The 16,496-nt window shown below is 69.9% G+C and carries 14 protein-coding genes; 10 read left to right on the top strand and 4 right to left on the bottom strand.

Features of this window, described 5'->3' with window-relative positions; genetic code table 11:
- Window positions 1-139 precede the first annotated feature (139 nt).
- Window positions 140-703, top strand: coding sequence for a cysteine dioxygenase (locus ACX114_RS40205; protein WP_459293410.1), 564 nt, complete (start codon window positions 140-142; stop codon window positions 701-703).
- A 2-nt stretch (window positions 704-705) separates the two neighbouring features.
- Here ACX114_RS40205 and sppA read toward each other — a convergent pair whose 3' ends face one another.
- Window positions 706-2,502, bottom strand: a complete 1,797-nt coding sequence (sppA, locus tag ACX114_RS40200; protein ID WP_459293408.1) for a signal peptide peptidase SppA — start codon at window positions 2,500-2,502, stop codon at window positions 706-708.
- Between the two features lie 273 nt (window positions 2,503-2,775).
- On the opposite strand from sppA, the gene ACX114_RS40195 reads away from it, so the two are divergent.
- On the top strand, window positions 2,776-3,762 hold the full coding sequence (locus tag ACX114_RS40195; protein WP_459293406.1) for an aldo/keto reductase: 987 nt from the start codon (window positions 2,776-2,778) through the stop codon (window positions 3,760-3,762).
- A 21-nt stretch (window positions 3,763-3,783) separates the two neighbouring features.
- Here the strand turns inward: ACX114_RS40195 and ACX114_RS40190 are convergent, their stop codons facing one another.
- Entirely contained in the window at window positions 3,784-4,215 is a 432-nt protein-coding gene (locus ACX114_RS40190; RefSeq protein ID WP_459293404.1) for a hypothetical protein, read from the bottom strand.
- A 251-nt stretch (window positions 4,216-4,466) separates the two neighbouring features.
- On the opposite strand from ACX114_RS40190, the gene ACX114_RS40185 reads away from it, so the two are divergent.
- The 6 genes from ACX114_RS40185 to rsmG all read left to right on the top strand — a co-directional run bounded on the left by ACX114_RS40185 (window position 4,467) and on the right by rsmG (window position 12,244).
- Window positions 4,467-7,298: a M16 family metallopeptidase gene (locus tag ACX114_RS40185; protein WP_459293402.1), complete on the top strand. Its 2,832-nt coding sequence runs from the start codon at window positions 4,467-4,469 to the stop codon at window positions 7,296-7,298.
- A 42-nt stretch (window positions 7,299-7,340) separates the two neighbouring features.
- Window positions 7,341-7,802: a macro domain-containing protein gene (locus ACX114_RS40180; protein ID WP_459293400.1), complete on the top strand. Its 462-nt coding sequence runs from the start codon at window positions 7,341-7,343 to the stop codon at window positions 7,800-7,802.
- A gap of 37 nt (window positions 7,803-7,839) precedes the next feature.
- A complete protein-coding gene (locus ACX114_RS40175; protein ID WP_459293398.1) occupies window positions 7,840-8,514 on the top strand; it encodes a glutathione S-transferase family protein in 675 nt (224 codons plus the stop codon).
- 118 nt (window positions 8,515-8,632) lie between these two features.
- Window positions 8,633-9,187, top strand: coding sequence for a hypothetical protein (locus ACX114_RS40170; protein ID WP_459293396.1), 555 nt, complete (start codon window positions 8,633-8,635; stop codon window positions 9,185-9,187).
- 485 nt (window positions 9,188-9,672) lie between these two features.
- A complete protein-coding gene (gene mnmG / locus ACX114_RS40165; protein ID WP_459293394.1) occupies window positions 9,673-11,514 on the top strand; it encodes a tRNA uridine-5-carboxymethylaminomethyl(34) synthesis enzyme MnmG in 1,842 nt (613 codons plus the stop codon).
- Window positions 11,515-11,590: 76 nt separating this feature from the next.
- Window positions 11,591-12,244 (top strand): 16S rRNA (guanine(527)-N(7))-methyltransferase RsmG, encoded by a 654-nt coding sequence (rsmG, locus tag ACX114_RS40160; RefSeq protein ID WP_459293392.1) that lies wholly within the window; start codon window positions 11,591-11,593, stop codon window positions 12,242-12,244.
- 28 nt (window positions 12,245-12,272) lie between these two features.
- Here the strand turns inward: rsmG and ACX114_RS40155 are convergent, their stop codons facing one another.
- Entirely contained in the window at window positions 12,273-13,427 is a 1,155-nt protein-coding gene (locus tag ACX114_RS40155; protein WP_459293390.1) for an FAD-dependent oxidoreductase, read from the bottom strand.
- A gap of 14 nt (window positions 13,428-13,441) precedes the next feature.
- On the opposite strand from ACX114_RS40155, the gene ACX114_RS40150 reads away from it, so the two are divergent.
- Window positions 13,442-14,428, top strand: a complete 987-nt coding sequence (locus ACX114_RS40150; protein ID WP_459293388.1) for a helix-turn-helix transcriptional regulator — start codon at window positions 13,442-13,444, stop codon at window positions 14,426-14,428.
- A gap of 21 nt (window positions 14,429-14,449) precedes the next feature.
- Here the strand turns inward: ACX114_RS40150 and ACX114_RS40145 are convergent, their stop codons facing one another.
- Entirely contained in the window at window positions 14,450-15,403 is a 954-nt protein-coding gene (locus tag ACX114_RS40145; protein WP_459293386.1) for an oxidoreductase, read from the bottom strand.
- Window positions 15,404-15,502: 99 nt separating this feature from the next.
- Here ACX114_RS40145 and ACX114_RS40140 point away from each other — a divergent pair, with 99 nt between their 5' ends.
- A complete protein-coding gene (locus tag ACX114_RS40140; protein ID WP_459293384.1) occupies window positions 15,503-15,895 on the top strand; it encodes a VOC family protein in 393 nt (130 codons plus the stop codon).
- Window positions 15,896-16,496: the final 601 nt, after the last annotated feature.

The following is a 16,496-nucleotide window of genomic DNA, read 5'->3' as shown; positions in this document are numbered from 1 at the left end:
CCTTCAACGCACCCTGCTCCGATCCTTGAGGGGGGGACGACAAAGCGGACGTTCATTGGCAGACCCGAGGGTGGCCGGATGTCGCAGACGTTCCTAGCCTGTACGCATGGCTGACGCGTGTCTGAGAGAGTTCGTGCGGATGCTCCGCGCGCGCCGCGCCGCTCCCGGGGGACTCGCGGGGGTGGACGCGCGGATGGCAGGGCTGCGACTGGAGCCCTCCAGCCTCAAGCCCTACCTGCACTTCCTGCCGGGCCGTTACACGCGCAACCTCGTCCACCGCGACGAGGGAATGGAAATCATCATCAACTGCTGGTCCCCGGGCGTGGCCTCGCCCATCCATGACCATGACGGTCAGGAGTGCTGGTTCAGCATCCAGCGCGGCGAGTTCCTCCTGGAGAACTACCCGCTGCTGGAGGGCGGAACGCAGCCCGGCCTGGCGCGGCTGGGGGCGCCGGTGCGCGTGGGGCCGGTGGGCGCCGGGCACGTGGACTTCCGCGACCCGGGCGCCTCCATCCACCGTGTGAGCATCGCCGGCAACGCCCCGGGCATCACGCTGCACGTCTACGCCGGCCCGGTGGCCAACTGCCTCGTGTTCGACCCGCGCCGCCACCGCTGTGCGTCGCACACGCTGCGCTACCACAGCATCTTCGGCCGGCCGGTGCGGCCCTCCGAGGGTCGCGTCCCGGTCCCGCTGCACGTCTAGCGCTACCAGCGCACCTCCGGAAGCGGCGCGTACAGCATGCGCCCCTCGGCGCCCTGCCCGGTGAGGCCCAGCTTCGCGCCCACGCGGTACACGGCCCGCACCTGCTCCAGCACCTGGGACGACACGGCGGCGTGGCTTCCGGTGGCCTCGTCGTCGCTGTTGTCCGCTTCGTGGTTGCCCAGGAGCTCCGACAGCACCTGGCCCGTGGGCCGGGGGCGCGGGAAGACGACGATGCGGACCGGGGCGTCCTTCTCCAGCTTCGCGGCCTCCCGGGCCAGCTCCAGCGCCTTGGGGTAGCCGCCGAGCGCGTCCACCAGCCCGCGCTCCAGCGCGTCCTCGCCCGTCCACACGCGCCCCTTCGCGACCGCCTGGAGCTTCTCCAGCGGCATGTTCCTGGCCTGGGCGGCGCGGCTGGTGAAGTCCAGGTAGATGGTGTCCAGCTCGGACTCCAGCCGCGCGCGCTGCTCGGGGGTGAACTCCTGGTCGGAGCTGGAGAAGGTGGCGTTCTTCCCGAAGGCGATGGTGTCGAAGTTCACGCCCAGCTTCGCCCACAGCTCGGACGTGACGAACTTGCCGTTGTACACGCCGATGCTCCCCGTCAGCGTGCCCGGCTGGGCGACGATCTTGTCCCCCGCCATGGCCACGAAGTAGCCGCCGCTGGCGGCGTAGGAGCCCATGGTGACGATGACGGGCTTGCCCGCCTCTCGCGCGCGCTGCACCTCCCGGCGGATGGTGTCGCTGGCGGAGTAGCTGCCGCCCGGGCTGTCCACGCGGAAGACGATGGCCTTCACGGACGGGTCCTCCACCGCCTTGCGGAAGGCCGCCGCCACCGTGTCGCCGCCCATCACCTGGCCGCCGGAGAGCGGGTTGGACTCGCTCTTGCCGCGCAGCACCTCACCCACGCCGTAGATGAGCGCGATGGTGGTGCCCGTCTGGTGCGGCCGGCCCGCGCGCTCCAGGTACTTCTCCACGTAGAGGAACTCCGCGCCCTCTCCGGCCTGCTGCTTGAGCTCGTCGTGGATCTCGTCGCGGTAGCGCAGCCCGTCCACCAGCTTCGCGTCCACGGCCGCCTGGCCCATGAAGGGCGCGCGGTCGATGAGGGCGCGCACCTCGTCCTCGGACAGCTTGCGGCCCTCCGCCACGCCCTTCACCACCTGCTGGAAGAGGCTGTTGCCGTAGGCCTCGGTGGCCTCGCGCTGGTGGGGGCCGTAGGACTCGTCGGTGAAGCTGTTGACGGCGTTCTTGAACTCGGCGCGCTTGCCGAACTCCGGCTTCACGCCGAACTTCGCGAAGGCGTCGCGCGCGAAGGGCGTCTCCATCACCAGGCCGGTGAGCCCCACGTCGCCGGAGGGCTGGATGTAGACGGAGTCGAAGGCGCTCGCGAGGTAGTAGGCGCCGGTGCCGTTGCCCGCCTCACCAAAGCCGTCCGCGTAGGCCACCGCCCGCTTGCCCGACGCGCGGAAGGCCTTCACCGCGTCCCGCAGCTCCTGCACCTGCGCCGAACTGCCCGGCTGCCCGATGCGCACCACCAGCGACTTCACCCGGGGGTCCGTGGCGGCCTTCTCCAGGCCCTCCACCACGTCCCTCAGGGACGTGGGCTCCTCGCCGAAGGCGCCCGCCAGGGACGTGTCCAGCGTGTACTCCGGCAGCGGCTGCTGCAGGTCCAGCTCCAGCACCAGGTTGGACGGCACGCCCGGCTTGCTGGACGCCGCGAGCATCAACAGCCCCACCACACCCACCACGAAGAGGATGGACAGCGCTCCAATGAAGGCCAGCGCGCCAATGAAGAAGCGTTTCATCCGGAAAGACTCCTGGTGCCCGAGTACCCGAGGGGCATTCCCCCATCTTCAGGCGGCCTACCATCAACGCACGCTTCGGACGACGCTTGCGTGCGATGCACTGATGGGCGGCGGACGGGGAGCCAGGGCCCGCTCGTCCTGGCGGCCGGGGGGCGGGCCGGCACCCGGGCCCGTGCGCGAGGGCCGCCGCGGTGCACACCGTCCGTCTTGGAGCCTGGAGCCTGGAGCCTGGAGCCTGGGGTACCAGGGGTCTTCAGGCCCGGGAGGCATGGGATGCGGAAGCGACGGTTGGGCAATTCCGACATGGAGCTCACGGCGCTGGGGTTTGGCGCGTGGGCGATTGGAGGGGGCGGCTGGGCGTTCGCCTGGGGCGCGCAGGACGACGCGCAGTCCATTGAAGCCATCCAGCGCGCGTTGGATTCGGGCATCAACTGGATCGACACGGCGGCGGTGTATGGGTTGGGGCACTCGGAGGACATCGTGGCCCGCGCGCTGAAGGGCCGGGACACGCGGCCGTATGTCTTCACCAAGTGCGGGATGGTCTGGGATGACCAGGGCAAGGTCAGCCGCAGGTTGAAGGCGGACTCGATTCGCAAGGAGTGTGAGGCGTCCCTGCGCCGCCTGAAGGTGGATGCCATTGATTTGTATCAGGTGCACTGGCCGGTGGAGGCCGGGGCGGAGCTCGAAGAGGGGTGGACGGCGCTGGCGGAGCTGCAACGGCAGGGCAAGGTGCGCTGGCTGGGGGTGTCCAACTTCAATGTCTCGCAGTTGGAGCGGGTGCGGGGCATCGCGCCGGTGACGTCGTTGCAGCCGCAGTACTCACTCATCCACCGGGACATCGAGGACGACCTGCTGCCCTACTGCCAGACACAGGGCATTGGCGTGATTGTGTATTCACCCATGGCATCCGGCCTGCTGACGGGGGCGATGACACGCGAGCGCATCCTGGGTATGCCGGACGACGACTGGCGTCGTGGCAGCGCGGACTTCCAGGAGCCGAAGTTGTCGCATCACCTGTCGCTGGTGGAGCGCATGCGCGAGGTGGGCGCGAGGCATGGGCGTTCCCCGGCGGAGGTGGCCCTGGCCTGGACACTGCGGGGGCCGGCCGTCACCGCCGCCATCGTGGGGGCGCGCAGCGCGAAGCAGGTGGATGGGTTCATCCACGCGGGGGACTTCCGGCTGACGTCCGAGGAGGTCCGCGAGGTGGAAGAGGTCCTGGGCTCCGGCTCCGCGATGGCGCCCGGGGGCATCTACGCCTGAGTGCCGTGGCGCATGGAGGGCTCAGTTCTCCCCCGGGCCGTCCATGCGCTCTTCCAGGACGTCGATGCGCTTGCGGTCAGAAGCCTGGGCATCCGCGAGGTGGTTCAGCGCACGGCCCACCTGTCCGAACATCCGGAGCTGCGCGCTCTTGATGCCGTGCACTTCCTGCGTCAGGGTCGAGAAGTGCGTGGTGAGTTCACCCACGTTGTCCCGGAACTCATTCATCTCTTCCTCGAAGGTGCAGACCTGTCGTGCCAGGGCGCTCACCTGTTCAGAGATGACATGGATCCGATCCGACATGCGCTGGGTCTTCCGGAAGAGGACCCGGCACTTCATGTGGACCGTTCTCAAGGCCTTTTCCGTCCGCGCGAACTGCTCCTTCGACTCCTCCTGCATCTCGCGGAACTCCTGGAGCATCCGCACCATCACGTCCCCGCCCGTCGCCGTCGCCAATCCGTCCCTCCCGGTGATGGGCGGCGTTCCTACCAAGGTGTTCTGACATGACATCGCGTCCGGCCTCCGGTTTGGATCCGCGCCAGGATACCTGACGACCCGTGAGGTTGGAAGCGCGGGACAGGACCTGGGACGGTCCATGGATGTCCCTGGGTGGACGCCTGCCCGGAGGGCCCGGGTTTCTCGGGATGGGAGGACCCGGTGGAGCGGTTAGAAGTCCCGTGCCCAATCCTTCGCACCCCGAGGACCGCATGACGCGTCGTACCCCGCTCGCCCTGCTGGCTGTCCTGCTCGTGGCGGCCCCTCCCGTGTGGGCCGCGCCGGCTCCCCTTCCGAAGCCCGCCGCCTCCTCGGCCATGCGCGCCCAGACGAAGCAGGCGGCCCTGGCCCCTGTCGCGAGCGTCGAGGGCATCACCGAGTACCGCCTGCCCAATGGCCTGCGCGTCCTGCTCTTCCCGGACCCCACCAAGGCCACCGTCACCGTCAACGTCACCTACCTGGTGGGCAGCAAGCACGAGGGCTACGGCGAGACGGGCATGGCGCACCTGCTCGAACACCTGATGTTCAAGGGCACGCCCACCACCCCCAACGTGCCCCAGGCCCTCACCGAGCGCGGCGCGCGTCCCAACGGCACCACCTGGCTGGACCGCACCAACTACTACGAGACCCTGCCCGCGTCGGACGACAACCTGTCCTGGGCGCTGACCTTCGAAGCGGACCGCATGGTCAACAGCCACATCGCGCGCAAGGACCTGGACAGCGAGATGACCGTGGTCCGCAACGAGTTCGAGTCCGGCGAGAACAACCCGCGCGGCATCCTCTTCAAGCGCACCATGAGCGCCGCGTACCTCTGGCACAACTACGGCAAGGCCACCATCGGCGCGAAGGCGGACCTGGAGCACGTGCCCATCGACCGGCTCCAGGCCTTCTACCGGCGCTACTACCGCCCCGACAACGCGACGCTCGTCATCGCCGGGCGCTTCCAGCCGGAGAAGGCCCTGTCGCTCGTGCAGTCCACCTTCGGCAAGCTCCAGAAGCCCGCGGATCCGGTGCCCGTCACGTACACCGAGGAGCCCACCCAGGACGGTGAGCGCGAGGTCACGCTGCGCCGCGTAGGCGACAACCAGCTCATCTCCAGCGTCTACCACGTGCCCGAGGGCGCCCACCCCGACTTCGCCGCCATCGACGTGCTCACCCAGGTGCTGGGCGACGTGCCGTCCGGCCGCCTCTACAAGGCGCTCGTGGAGACGAAGAAGGCCTCGCGCGCGAGCGCGTTCAACTTCCAGCTGCGCGACCCGGGCGTCATCGGCTTCAGCACCGAGGCCCGGCAGGACCAGCCCCTGCCCCCCGTGCGCGAGGCGCTGATCAAGACCGTAGAGGAGGCCTCCCGCACGCCCTTCACCGACGAGGAGGTGAACCGCGCGAAGACGGCCCTCGCGAAGCAGACGGAGCTGCTGCTCAACAACTCCGAGCGCGCCGCCATCCTCCTGTCCGAGTGGGCCGCCGTGGGCGACTGGCGCCTGCTCTTCCTGCACCGCGACCGCATCGAGGCCGTCACGCCCGCGGACGTCACCCGCGTGGCCGCCGCGTACCTCAAGAGCTCCAACCGCACGATGGGCACCTTCGTGCCCACGCCGAAGCCGGACCGCTCGGAGCTGCCGCCCCCGGTGGACGTGGCGAAGATGGTGGACGGCTACCAGGGCAAGGCCGCGGTCGCCCAGGGCGAGGCCTTCGACCCCTCCCCCGCCAACATCGAGTCGCGCGTGCAGCGCGGTGAGCTGCCCAACGGCGTGAAGTACGCGCTGCTGCCCAAGAAGACGCGCGGCGAGATGGTCAACCTGGCGCTGGACCTGCGCTGGGGCACCGCCCAGACCGTGAGCGGCAAGCTGCCCGCCGCCTCCTATGCCGGAGGCATGCTGATGCGCGGCACGAAGAAGCACACCCGCCAGCAGCTCTCCGACGCGCTCGACAAGCTCAAGGCCCGCGTGGGCGTGGACGGTGGCGCGATGGGCGTCAGCGTCTCCATCGAGTGCCCCCGCGCGAGCCTCCCGGAGGTCCTCAAGCTGATGGCGGAGGTGCTGCGCGAGCCCGCCTTCGACGCGAAGGAGTTCGCGCTCCTCAAGCAGGAGCGGCTGGCCTCGCTGGAGTCGCAGCGCAGCGAGCCGCAGCCCCAGGCCACCATCGCGTTCTGGCGCGTGCTCAGCCCCCAGTACCCCAAGGGCCACCCGTTCTACGTGCCCACCCTGGATGAGCGCCTGGCCGACGCGAAGGCCGTCACGCTGGAGCAGGCGCGTGACTTCTACCGCCAGTTCTTCGGCGCCTCGCGCGGGGAGCTCGCGGTGGTGGGTGACTTCGACGCGAAGGAGCTCACCTCGCTCGTGGGCCCCCTGCTCGACGGCTGGAAGAGCCCGGCGCCCTACGCGCGCGTGGCCCGCACGTACCAGGACGTGGCCCCGAAGTCCGTGGTGCTGGAGACGCCGGACAAGGCCAACGCGTACTTCCTCGCCGGACAGCTGCTCCAGATTCGCGACGACCACGCGGACTGGCCCGGCATGATGATGGGCAACTTCATGCTGGGCGGTGGCTTCCTCAACTCACGGCTGGCCACGCGCGTGCGTCAGCAGGACGGCCTGTCCTATGGCGTGGGCAGCAGCCTGTCCGCCCAGGAGCTGGACACCGTGGGCTGGTTCCTCACCTACGCCATCTACGCGCCGCAGAACGCCCAGAAGCTGGAGGCCGCCATGCGCGAGGAGATCACCCGCGCCGTGCAGAAGGGCTTCACGCAGGAGGAGCTGGACAAGGCGCGCGCGGGCCTCCTGGAGTACCGCCAGTCCGCCCGGGCACAGGATGGGAACCTGGCGCAGCAGCTGACGGAAGGCCTGTACCTGGGGCGCACGCTGAAGTTCGACGCGGACCTGGAGGCGAAGCTCCAGAAGCTGACCGCCGACGACGTGCGCAAGGCCCTGTCCAACCACCTGGACTTCAGCAAGGCCACCCTCGTGCGCGCGGGTGACTTCGCGAACGCCTCCAAGGCCCAGGCCCCGCAGGCGCCGGCTCCGGCCAAGGCGAACGCGTCGCCGTAAGGCCGTGTCTGTCATTGGGCATGGGCGCTAGAGTCCGCGCCCATGCCCGTGCAACTGGTGGAAGGCGACCTGCTGGACCAGCCGGTGGACGCCATCGTCAATGCGTGGAACCGGAACATCATCCCCTGGTGGCTGCTGTTGCCGCAGGGGGTGTCCGGGGCCATCAAGCGCCGCGGAGGCACGGCGCCGTTCCGCGAGGTCGCGCGCGTGGGACCCATGCCGTTGGGCTCGGCGGTGGTGACCGGGCCGGGGCGCCTGCCCTTCAAGGGCATCATCCACGTCGCGGGCATCAACATGCTCTGGCGCGCGTCCGAGCGGTCCATCCAGGACTCGGTGCGAAACGCGTTGACGCGCGCGGGAGAGCACGGCTTCCACTCCGTGGCGTTCCCCATCATCGGCGCGGGCTCCGGCAGCTTCGACGAGGACCGCGCGCTGGAGCTGATGCGCGAGGCGCTGGGGGATGCCCCCGCTTTCGACGTGCGCGTGGTGCGCTTCCGCCGTTAGAGGGAGCGCACCTCTTCACACGCGAAGCGAGGGTGACATGATCGACCTGTACACGTGGGGCACGCCGAACGGACACAAGGTCTCGGTGGCCCTGGAGGAGCTGGCGCTGCCGTACACCGTGCACGCGCTGGACATCTCCACGGGCGTGCAGAAGCAGCCCGCGTTCCTGGCCATCAACCCCAATGGCCGCATCCCCGCCATCGTGGACCGCGCGGCGGGTGACTTCGCCGTCTTCGAGTCCGGGGCCATCCTCCTCTACCTGGCGGAGAAGACGGGCAAGCTGATGCCCACGGACGCGAAGGGCCGCTCGCTCGTCACCCAGTGGCTGATGTTCCAGATGGCGGGCGTGGGCCCCATGCAGGGGCAGGCCAACGTCTTCTTCCGCTACTTCCCGGAGAAGATTCAGCCCGCCATCGACCGGTACCAGAACGAGACGCGCCGCCTGTACACGGTGCTGGAGAGCCGGCTGAAGGACCACGAGTACCTGGCCGGTGACTACAGCATCGCGGACATCGCGAACTGGGCGTGGGTGCGCATCCACGACTGGGCCGGTGTGTCCGTGGACGGGCTGCCGGGCGTGCAGCGGTGGCTGGCCGCCATCGAGCAGCGTCCCGCGGTGCAACGCGGCTTGAAGGTGCCCGCGCCCCGCGAGGAGAAGCCCAAGACGGAGGAAGAGGCCATCCAGCACGTGCGCACCTTCCTCCAGCGCTGAAGCGCCCTCCCCTCCCCTGCCCCGGTGCATGGCCCCGAACATCCGGACATCCGAGCCTGGCGTGCGCATGATGGGGCCGTTCACGGCTCCCGGGATGGGAGCCCAGGGAGTGGATGACATGGAAGCGGTGCGGAGCCTGGGCCGGTGGGCCGGACTGTGTCTGGCATTGGGACTGTGGGGCGCGTGCACGCCGAGCGGCGGCACCGTGCGCGCGTCGCGGGACAACGTGGCGCCGGATGGCTGCGCGCCGGCCACGTGCTCGCAGGCGATGGTGGCCTGTGGCCGGACGCCGGACGGGTGTGGCGGCTTCATCGACTGCGGCGACTGTCAGGCCGGCACGTGCACCGACGGCCGCTGCGTGGCCCCGCCCGTGCCCGCCGAGCCGAAGAAGGAGCCCTCGGGCCCCATCAGCACCTGCACCCCGGGGTGCAAACCCAACGAGTCCTGCGTGGATGACCGCTGCGTCTGTCAGCGCGCGACGTGCGCCACGCTGGGATTGAAGTGCGGCACCGCGGACGACGGCTGCGGCGGCGTGGTGCAGTGTGGCGCGTGCGTGCCGGCGTGCCGCCCGGACGAGATGGAGTGCTGCGGCGCGTGCATCCCCAAGTCGGACGGGCGCTGCCCGGAGAACGTGCACTGCCCCAGCCGGTCGAACCCCCCGGCCACCCGCTGACGCCGTGCGGTTCCGGGCCCGGGTGAAGGGCCTGGAACCCGGAATGTCAGACCCCCCCGCTATACCCTTCCCCGTCGCGCACACGGAGGGTCCGCCGGCCTCGCTGGTTCGAGTCCGAGAGCCCCCATGCGCCCTCACCGCCTGGGCCGCTTTCCGGCCCCCGTGTGTGCGACGCCATGTGAAGACACGAGGGCCGGGGGACTCGTGTGGGCAGGTCCCATGGATGCCATCGCCGTCGAAGGGCCAGAGACGCCACCGGTGTGTCAGGCGCGCCCTTGACGGATCCACGATGACTGGTGCGCGCGAGGCGGGCGGCGTTGTTACCCCTCCCACTGCCCGCCTCGCGTGCTCCCAAACTTGGCCAGTCCATGTCTGTGTTTGGGCAACGACCCAGGTAGGGGAGGAACCAGCCGGGTGGACGGTGTCCCCATGCCCATGCCCGGCTTGCCACGGACGCGCCGGGGCGTGATACCCCCCGGGACGCGATGGAACTCCGATACGACATCGTCGTGGTGGGGCTGGGCCACGCGGGCTGCGAGGCGGCGCTCGCGTGTGCTCGCATGGGCCTGTCCACCCTGGGCGTGACGCTCAAGCGCGAGCGCGCCGCCGTGATGAGCTGCAACCCCGCCGTGGGCGGCACCGCCAAGGGCCACCTGGTGCGCGAGTTGGATGCGCTCGGGGGACAGATGGGGCGCGCGGCGGACCTCGCGGGCACGCACGTCAAGGTCCTCAATCCCTCCAAGGGCCCCGCCGTGCAGGCCACTCGCGTCCTCTGTGACCGCGACGCCTACGCCGCCGGCATGCAGGCCGTGCTCTTCACCCAGCCGAACCTCACCGTGCGCGAAGGCGAAGTCGCGGCCGTCGTCGCGGAGGAGGGGAGGGTGAAGGGCGTGGTGCTGGGGGATGGCACCCAGGTGGTGGCCCGCGCGGTGCTCCTCACCACCGGCACCTTCCTTCGCGCGCTCATGCACGTGGGCGAGCAGAAGGAGGTCGGTGGCCGGCTGGGAGACGAAGCCGCGCGCGGCCTCTCGGAGTCACTGCACGCGCTCGGCTTCACGCTGGGCCGCTTCAAGACGGGCACTCCCGCGCGCCTGTCCCGCGACAGCATCGACTGGGACGCCGTCACGCCGCAGCCGGGAGACGTGGGCGTGCGGCCCTTCTCCTGGCGCACGCAGGTGGAGCAGGGCCTGCCGTTCCCGCGTCAGCCTTCCGTGACGTGCGGCCTCACCGCGACGACGGAGGCGACGCACCGGCTGTTGCGCGACAACCTGCACCGCTCGCCGCTGTTCCAGGGGGACATCGTGGGGCGCGGGCCCCGGTACTGCCCGTCGCTGGAGGACAAGGTGGTGCGCTTCGCCGCTCGCGAACGGCACCAGGTGTTCCTCGAGCCGGAAGGGCCCACGTCGCCGCTCGTGTATCCGGCGGGCCTCTCCACCAGCATGCCCGCGGACGTGCAGTTGGAGTTCCTGCGCACCATCCCGGGCCTGTCCCGCGTGGAGGTGATCCGCTACGGCTACGCGGTGGAGTACGACTTCGCGCCGCCCACTCAGCTGCACCCCACGCTGGAGACGAAGGCCGTCGCGGGCCTGTTCTTCGCGGGCCAGCTCAACGGCACCTCCGGCTACGAGGAGGCCGCCTTCCAGGGCCTGTGGGCCGGCATCCAGGCGGCGCTCCAGGTGAAGGGCGAACCGGTGCTCGTCGTGGGCCGCGATGAGGCGCACGGCGCGGTGCTCGTGGATGATCTGGTCACCAAGGGCGTGGATGAACCGTTCCGCATGTTCACCAGCCGCTCCGAGCACCGGCTCAAGCTGCGCGAGGGCAACGCGGATCTGCGGCTCGCGCGTCACGGGCATCGCGTGGGGCTCTTGCCGAAGGAGGCCCTGGAGCGCGCGGAGGCCCGGGCCCATGCGGTGACGGCGGAGGTCGCCCGGCTCAAGCGCACCGGTCTGGCCATGCGGCTCAAGCGTCCGGAGGTGACGTACTCGCAGTTGGCGGAAGAGCGCGCGGACTTCCCGGCCCTCACCCCCGACGTCGCGGAGGAGGTGGAGGTGGAGGTGAAGTACGAGGGCTACATCGCCCAGGCCGCCCGGGCCGCGGCGCGCGAGGCGGAGGCGTCCGACCGCTGGCGCATCCCGGACACGTTCCGCTTCTCTGACGTGCGCGGTCTGGGTACGGAGGCGGTGGAGAAGCTGTCCTCGCACCGGCCCGGGACGGTGGGGCAGGCCCGGCGGATTCCGGGCCTGACTCCCGCCGCGCTGTCCCTGCTCCTGGTCGCGCTCAAGCGGGGACAGGGGCCGTCAAGTGATCAGGAACAGGGCTGTGGATAACGTGTGGATATTTCTGGGGATGGATTTCCCCTGAATGATTCCAAGGACTTGAAGGGCCCTTCGGGGTGGAGGTGTTGTGGATAACGCGCGGTTCGCAGATCAGCTGGCATCCGGATGCAGTGCGTTGGGCATCACCGTGGGACCGGACGTGGGCCCCAAGCTCCAGCGGCTGATGGCGGAGCTCCTGAAGTGGAACGCGAAGGTGAACCTCACGGCCATCACCGCGCCGGAGGAGGTGCTGGAGAAGCACTTCCTGGATTCGCTCGCGGTGCTGCCGGAGGTGAGGGGCGCGACGTCGCTGCTGGACCTGGGCGCGGGCGCCGGCTTCCCCGGACTGCCGCTCAAGCTGGAGCTGCCGGAGATGGGCGTGACGCTGGTGGACACGGTCGGCAAGAAGATCGCGTTCATCAAGGCCGCCGCAGCCAGCCTGGGCCTCGTCGGCGTGCGCGGACTGCACGCCCGGGCGGAAGGGGAGCCGGAGACGGAGGGGATTCCGCGCGCGCAGGTGCTCATCGCGCGCGCGTTCATGGACCTGCCGGACTGGCTGAGCCTGGCGCCCTCCTATGTGGAGGAGGGCGGGCGCGTGGTGGCGATGCTGGGCAAGCAGCAGACGGACGCGGAGCTCCAGTCGCGCGCGGCCGAGCGCAACCTGCGCGTGGTGTCCGCCCGGTCGTACCGGCTCCCGTTCTCCGGCGCCGAGCGCCAGGTCGCGGTGTTCGCGAAGCAGTAGGGGAGGGGAGGGCGGTCGGGCCCGCGATTCAGTGCGCGCCCGCCATCTCCTGCTGGATCTCCCGGAAGTGCTCCAGCACGTGCTCCAGCGCGTGCTCGGAGAGAAAGTCCATGCCCTGCATGGAGCCCTCGGCCGCGATGGCGGCGCGCTCGAACATGGCCGCCTCGTAGCCCTTCACGGCCCGGCTCCAGTCGGAGTCCGCCGCGAGCGCGAGCCCCAGCTCCAGTCCATCGAGCATCGCCATGTTCACGCCCTCGCCGCCGAAGGGCGGCATCACGTGGGCCGCGTCCCCGAGCAGCGTCACGCCCGGCCGGTGCGTCCACCGGTGTCCCACTGGCAGCGCGACGATGGGGCGCGCGGCGAGGCTGTCATTGCACGCATCGATGAACGCGAGCAGGGACGGCGCCCACCCCGGGAGCAGCGCCTTGAGTTGTCCGCGGGCGCGGGCAGGCGAGGCCGTGTCCACGAGCCCCTGCTGGAGCTGTGTCTCGGACACCCGGAACATGAAGTACGCGCGCACGTGACCGTTGCTGCTGCGCTGGGCGATGAGCCCCTGGTTGCCTCCGACCACGGAGATCTTCCCTCGGGGGAGCAGCTTCGCGACCGCCGGATGCCGCGTGTCCACGTCATCGATTTGGAGTTCGATGAAGAGCACGCCCGTGAAGGCCGGCATCGCAGGGGACACGAGCGGACGGACCTTCGACCACGCGCCATCCGCGCCCACCACCAGGTCGAATTCTCCCAGTGAGCCCGTGGGGCCCACGACGCGGTAGCGCCCATCGGGCAGCGGCTCCACCGTGGACACCTTGCTTCCCCAGCGGATCCGTTCCGCGGGGAGGCTGTCCAGGAGGAGCGAGCGCAGCTGCGTGCGGTCAATCTCTGGCCGGTCGCCGTCGCTCGCCTCGTTGTGCTGGAAGTGCAGCGTCCCCTGGGCGTCATAGATGGCGTCGCCCTGGTCGTCGTACCGGGCAACGGCCTTGAACCCGGCCTCCAGTCCGGCCTCGCGAAGCGCGCGCAGTCCCGAGTCGCCGTGCAGGTCCAGCGAACCTCCCTGCGGACGCGCGAGCGGGTGCTCATCCAGCTCGAACACCATGGCCGCGATGCCCCGTGTCTCCAGGATCCGCGCCAACGTCAGCCCGCCCGGACCGCCTCCAATGATGCCCACTGTCTTCGCGATGTGCATAGTGTGCTATGTAAATGGAGACAGGACGCCATGCAACCCGAAGAGACCTGGCCCGCCGGCAGGGGAGGGCACCTTCCGAGCATTCGCGGGCGACGCGTGGAACACCGCGGTTCCGATGCCGCGCGCGGACGGTTCGCCTAACGTTCCGCCGCGTGACGGACACCTCCCGCAGCTCCGGGCGCGTCGAGCTCGCGCAATTCCTTCGCAGCCGCCGTGAGCGTTTGCGTCCGGAGGACGTGGGACTTCCCTCCGGTTCGCGGCGGCGCACGCCGGGCCTTCGCCGCGAGGAACTGGCGCGGCTCGCCGACGTGGGCGTCAGTTGGTACACGTGGCTGGAGCAGGGGAGGGACATCCACGTCTCCGAACCGCTGCTGGAGCGCCTGGTGGTCGCGCTCCGTCTCACGCCGACGGAGCGTCTGCACCTCTTCGCGCTGGCGCACGGCCGGCCCGCGTCCATGCCCGTGCGCTCACCGGAGTCGGTGAGTGACGCGCTTCAACGGCTGCTCGATGCGCATCCCTTTCCGGCGCTCGTCTCCACTCGACGGTGGGACATCGTCGCGTGGAACGCGCCGGCGACCGTCCTCTACGCGGACCTGGAACTGCCGGCTTCCTCCCCGGAGGCGCGCAATGGCTTGTGGGCGCTGTTCATGAATCCCGAGCGGCGCGCGCGCATGCCTTCGTGGGATGAGGTGGTGCGCCGCGCGGTGGCGGGGTTCCGGATGGACGCCGCCAGGGCCGCGGATCGGTCGGAGTTCGACGCGCTGGCGGAGAAGCTCCAGTCCGTGAGCCCGGAGTTCGCGCGCCTCTGGAGCGAGCACGACGTGGTGGAGACCGCCTCCATGGCGAAGGTGTTCCTTCTGCCGAAGTGGGGGCCCATCGCGTTCGAGAACGTCACGCTCACGTACTCGGAACCCGATGGCCGGGAGCTGCGCGTGTCCTTCTACTCGCCACGTCCCGGTCCCAACCTGGAGCGCACGCGCGCGCTGTTCTCGCGGACGTAGTGCGGATCCGCGGACCGCGCGTCACGGATTGAAGCGGACGCTGGTCCACGCTTCGCTCGAGGACCACAACCGGTCGGCCTTTTTCAGATCCACGGCGAAGTCCTTCACGCCGCGCCGGATGGTGGCGTCGGCGGGTGCCATCACGGCGATGTCGGCGTTCTCGCAGTAGACGCCGCCACTGCCCACGAGCTGGGGGCTGGTCGCGCACCAGACCGTGGTCGCGGCGCCCTGTTCCACGGTCTTCAGCGGTTCAATCTTGTCGGAGTTCTCGATGGAGGCGCGGAGCTCCTCCTCGGACATGTGCCGGGCCAGGTCCGTGAGGATGCCGCCGGGGTGGACGGCGAACGCGCGCACGCCGTGGGCCTGTCCGCGCGCATCCAGTCCGACGGCGAAGAGGATGTTCGCGGTCTTCGACTGCCCGTAGGCGACCCACTTGTCGTAGGGGCGCTGCTGGAAGAACGGGTCGTCGAAGTCGACGCCGGAGAAGAAGTGGCCGCGCGATGACAGGCACACCACGCGCGCGCCGTTCGCTTGCTTCAGCGCGGGCCACAGCCGAGCGGTGAGCTGGAAGTGGCCCAGGTGGTTGGTGGCGAATTGGGACTCGAACCCACGCGCGTCGCGGGTGAGCGGGGCGGCCATGATGCCCGCGTTGTTGATGAGCAGGTGCAGCGGGCGGCCGGACGCGATGAAGCGCGAAGCGAACGCATCAATGGATGCGGGGTCGAAGAGGTCCATGGACTCCAGCTCCACGCGCTCCAACCCCGCGAGCGCGGCGCGGGCCTTGTCGGGAGTCCGCGCGGGGACGATGACGGTGGCACCCGCGGCGTGGAGCGTGCGGGTGGTCTCCAGTCCGATGCCCGCGTAGCCGCCGGTCACGATGGCGACGGTGCCATCGAGTCGGGTGGTGCCCAGCGCCTCGCGAGCGGTGGTGGTGGCGCCGAAGCCGGAGTTCAGGGGCTGCTGTTTCGTGGTCATGGGCACAAGGTGCAGGCCCGAGGTCCGCGCGAAAAGAGCGTCAATTCATCCTATGTGTGGCACCACCCGGATGCGGATCCGGGAAGGGGAGGGCAGCGCATGGACGTGGTGAAGCTGCGGGTCGCGAGGCCGGCACGGGACCTGGACGCGGTGGTGCGCTTCTACCGGGACGGGCTGGGCTTCGAGGTGCTCGGAGGATTCGAGGACCACGCGGGGTTCGACGGCGTGATGCTTGGACACGAGGGTGCGCCGTACCACCTGGAGTTCACGGTGGAGCGCGGACACGAAGCACCGCGAGCTCCATCCGAAGACCACCTCCTGGTGTTCTACGTGCCGGACCCGGAAGCGTGGGCGGAGCGGGTCCGCCGCATGGAGGCCGCGGGCTTCGCCCCGGTGCGGTCGCGCAATCCGTACTGGGACGCGAACGGAAGGACCTTCGAGGATCCGGACGGCTACCGCGTCGTGCTTCAACGCGCAGCCTGGTCGCGCTGAGCGGTGAAGCACGGCGGCGCGTGTTCCACGTGGAACACGCCCGTGAGTTCCGCCGCGTGATGAAGCGGAGTCCGGGACCGTCGCCGCGAAGCACGGCAGCGACCCGAGCCCCGGACCTTCATGCGGACAGAACGCATGTCCGAGGCCTCGCGTGAAAGCGCATCTGGACCGGATGCGCTGCACCCACGTTGAGCGGCTTCCTGTTCCACGTGGAACGTCCACGGCGAAGTCGTCCGGATGCGTTCGTGGTCCTGATGCTCCGCGTTCCACGTGGAACACGTGCACGGCGGGCGGCGCGAAGTGGAGGCGAGCCACGTGATGCCCACGTTCCACGTGGAACACGCGATGAGTTCCGCCGCGTGTTGGACCGGAGTTGGGAACGCACCGCCAAAGTCCCGCGTGAAGCACATGCGGGCGGACTCGCGGCGCGACGTTGGGAGCCGCGCGTTCCACGTGGAACACGTGTACGGCGAGCAGCGCGAAGTGGAGGCGGACCACGCGATACCCATGTTCCACGTGGAACACGCGCTGCCTGATGGACCGCTAGACGGGCCCAGAGATGGATGCGGTTGAGTCCCGACTGAGGACCACCGAGATGCCG

Source organism: Corallococcus sp. M7 (assembly GCF_054512695.1).
Note: the sequence above shows the minus strand (reverse complement) of the source record. Positions and strands in the feature narration are given on the sequence as shown.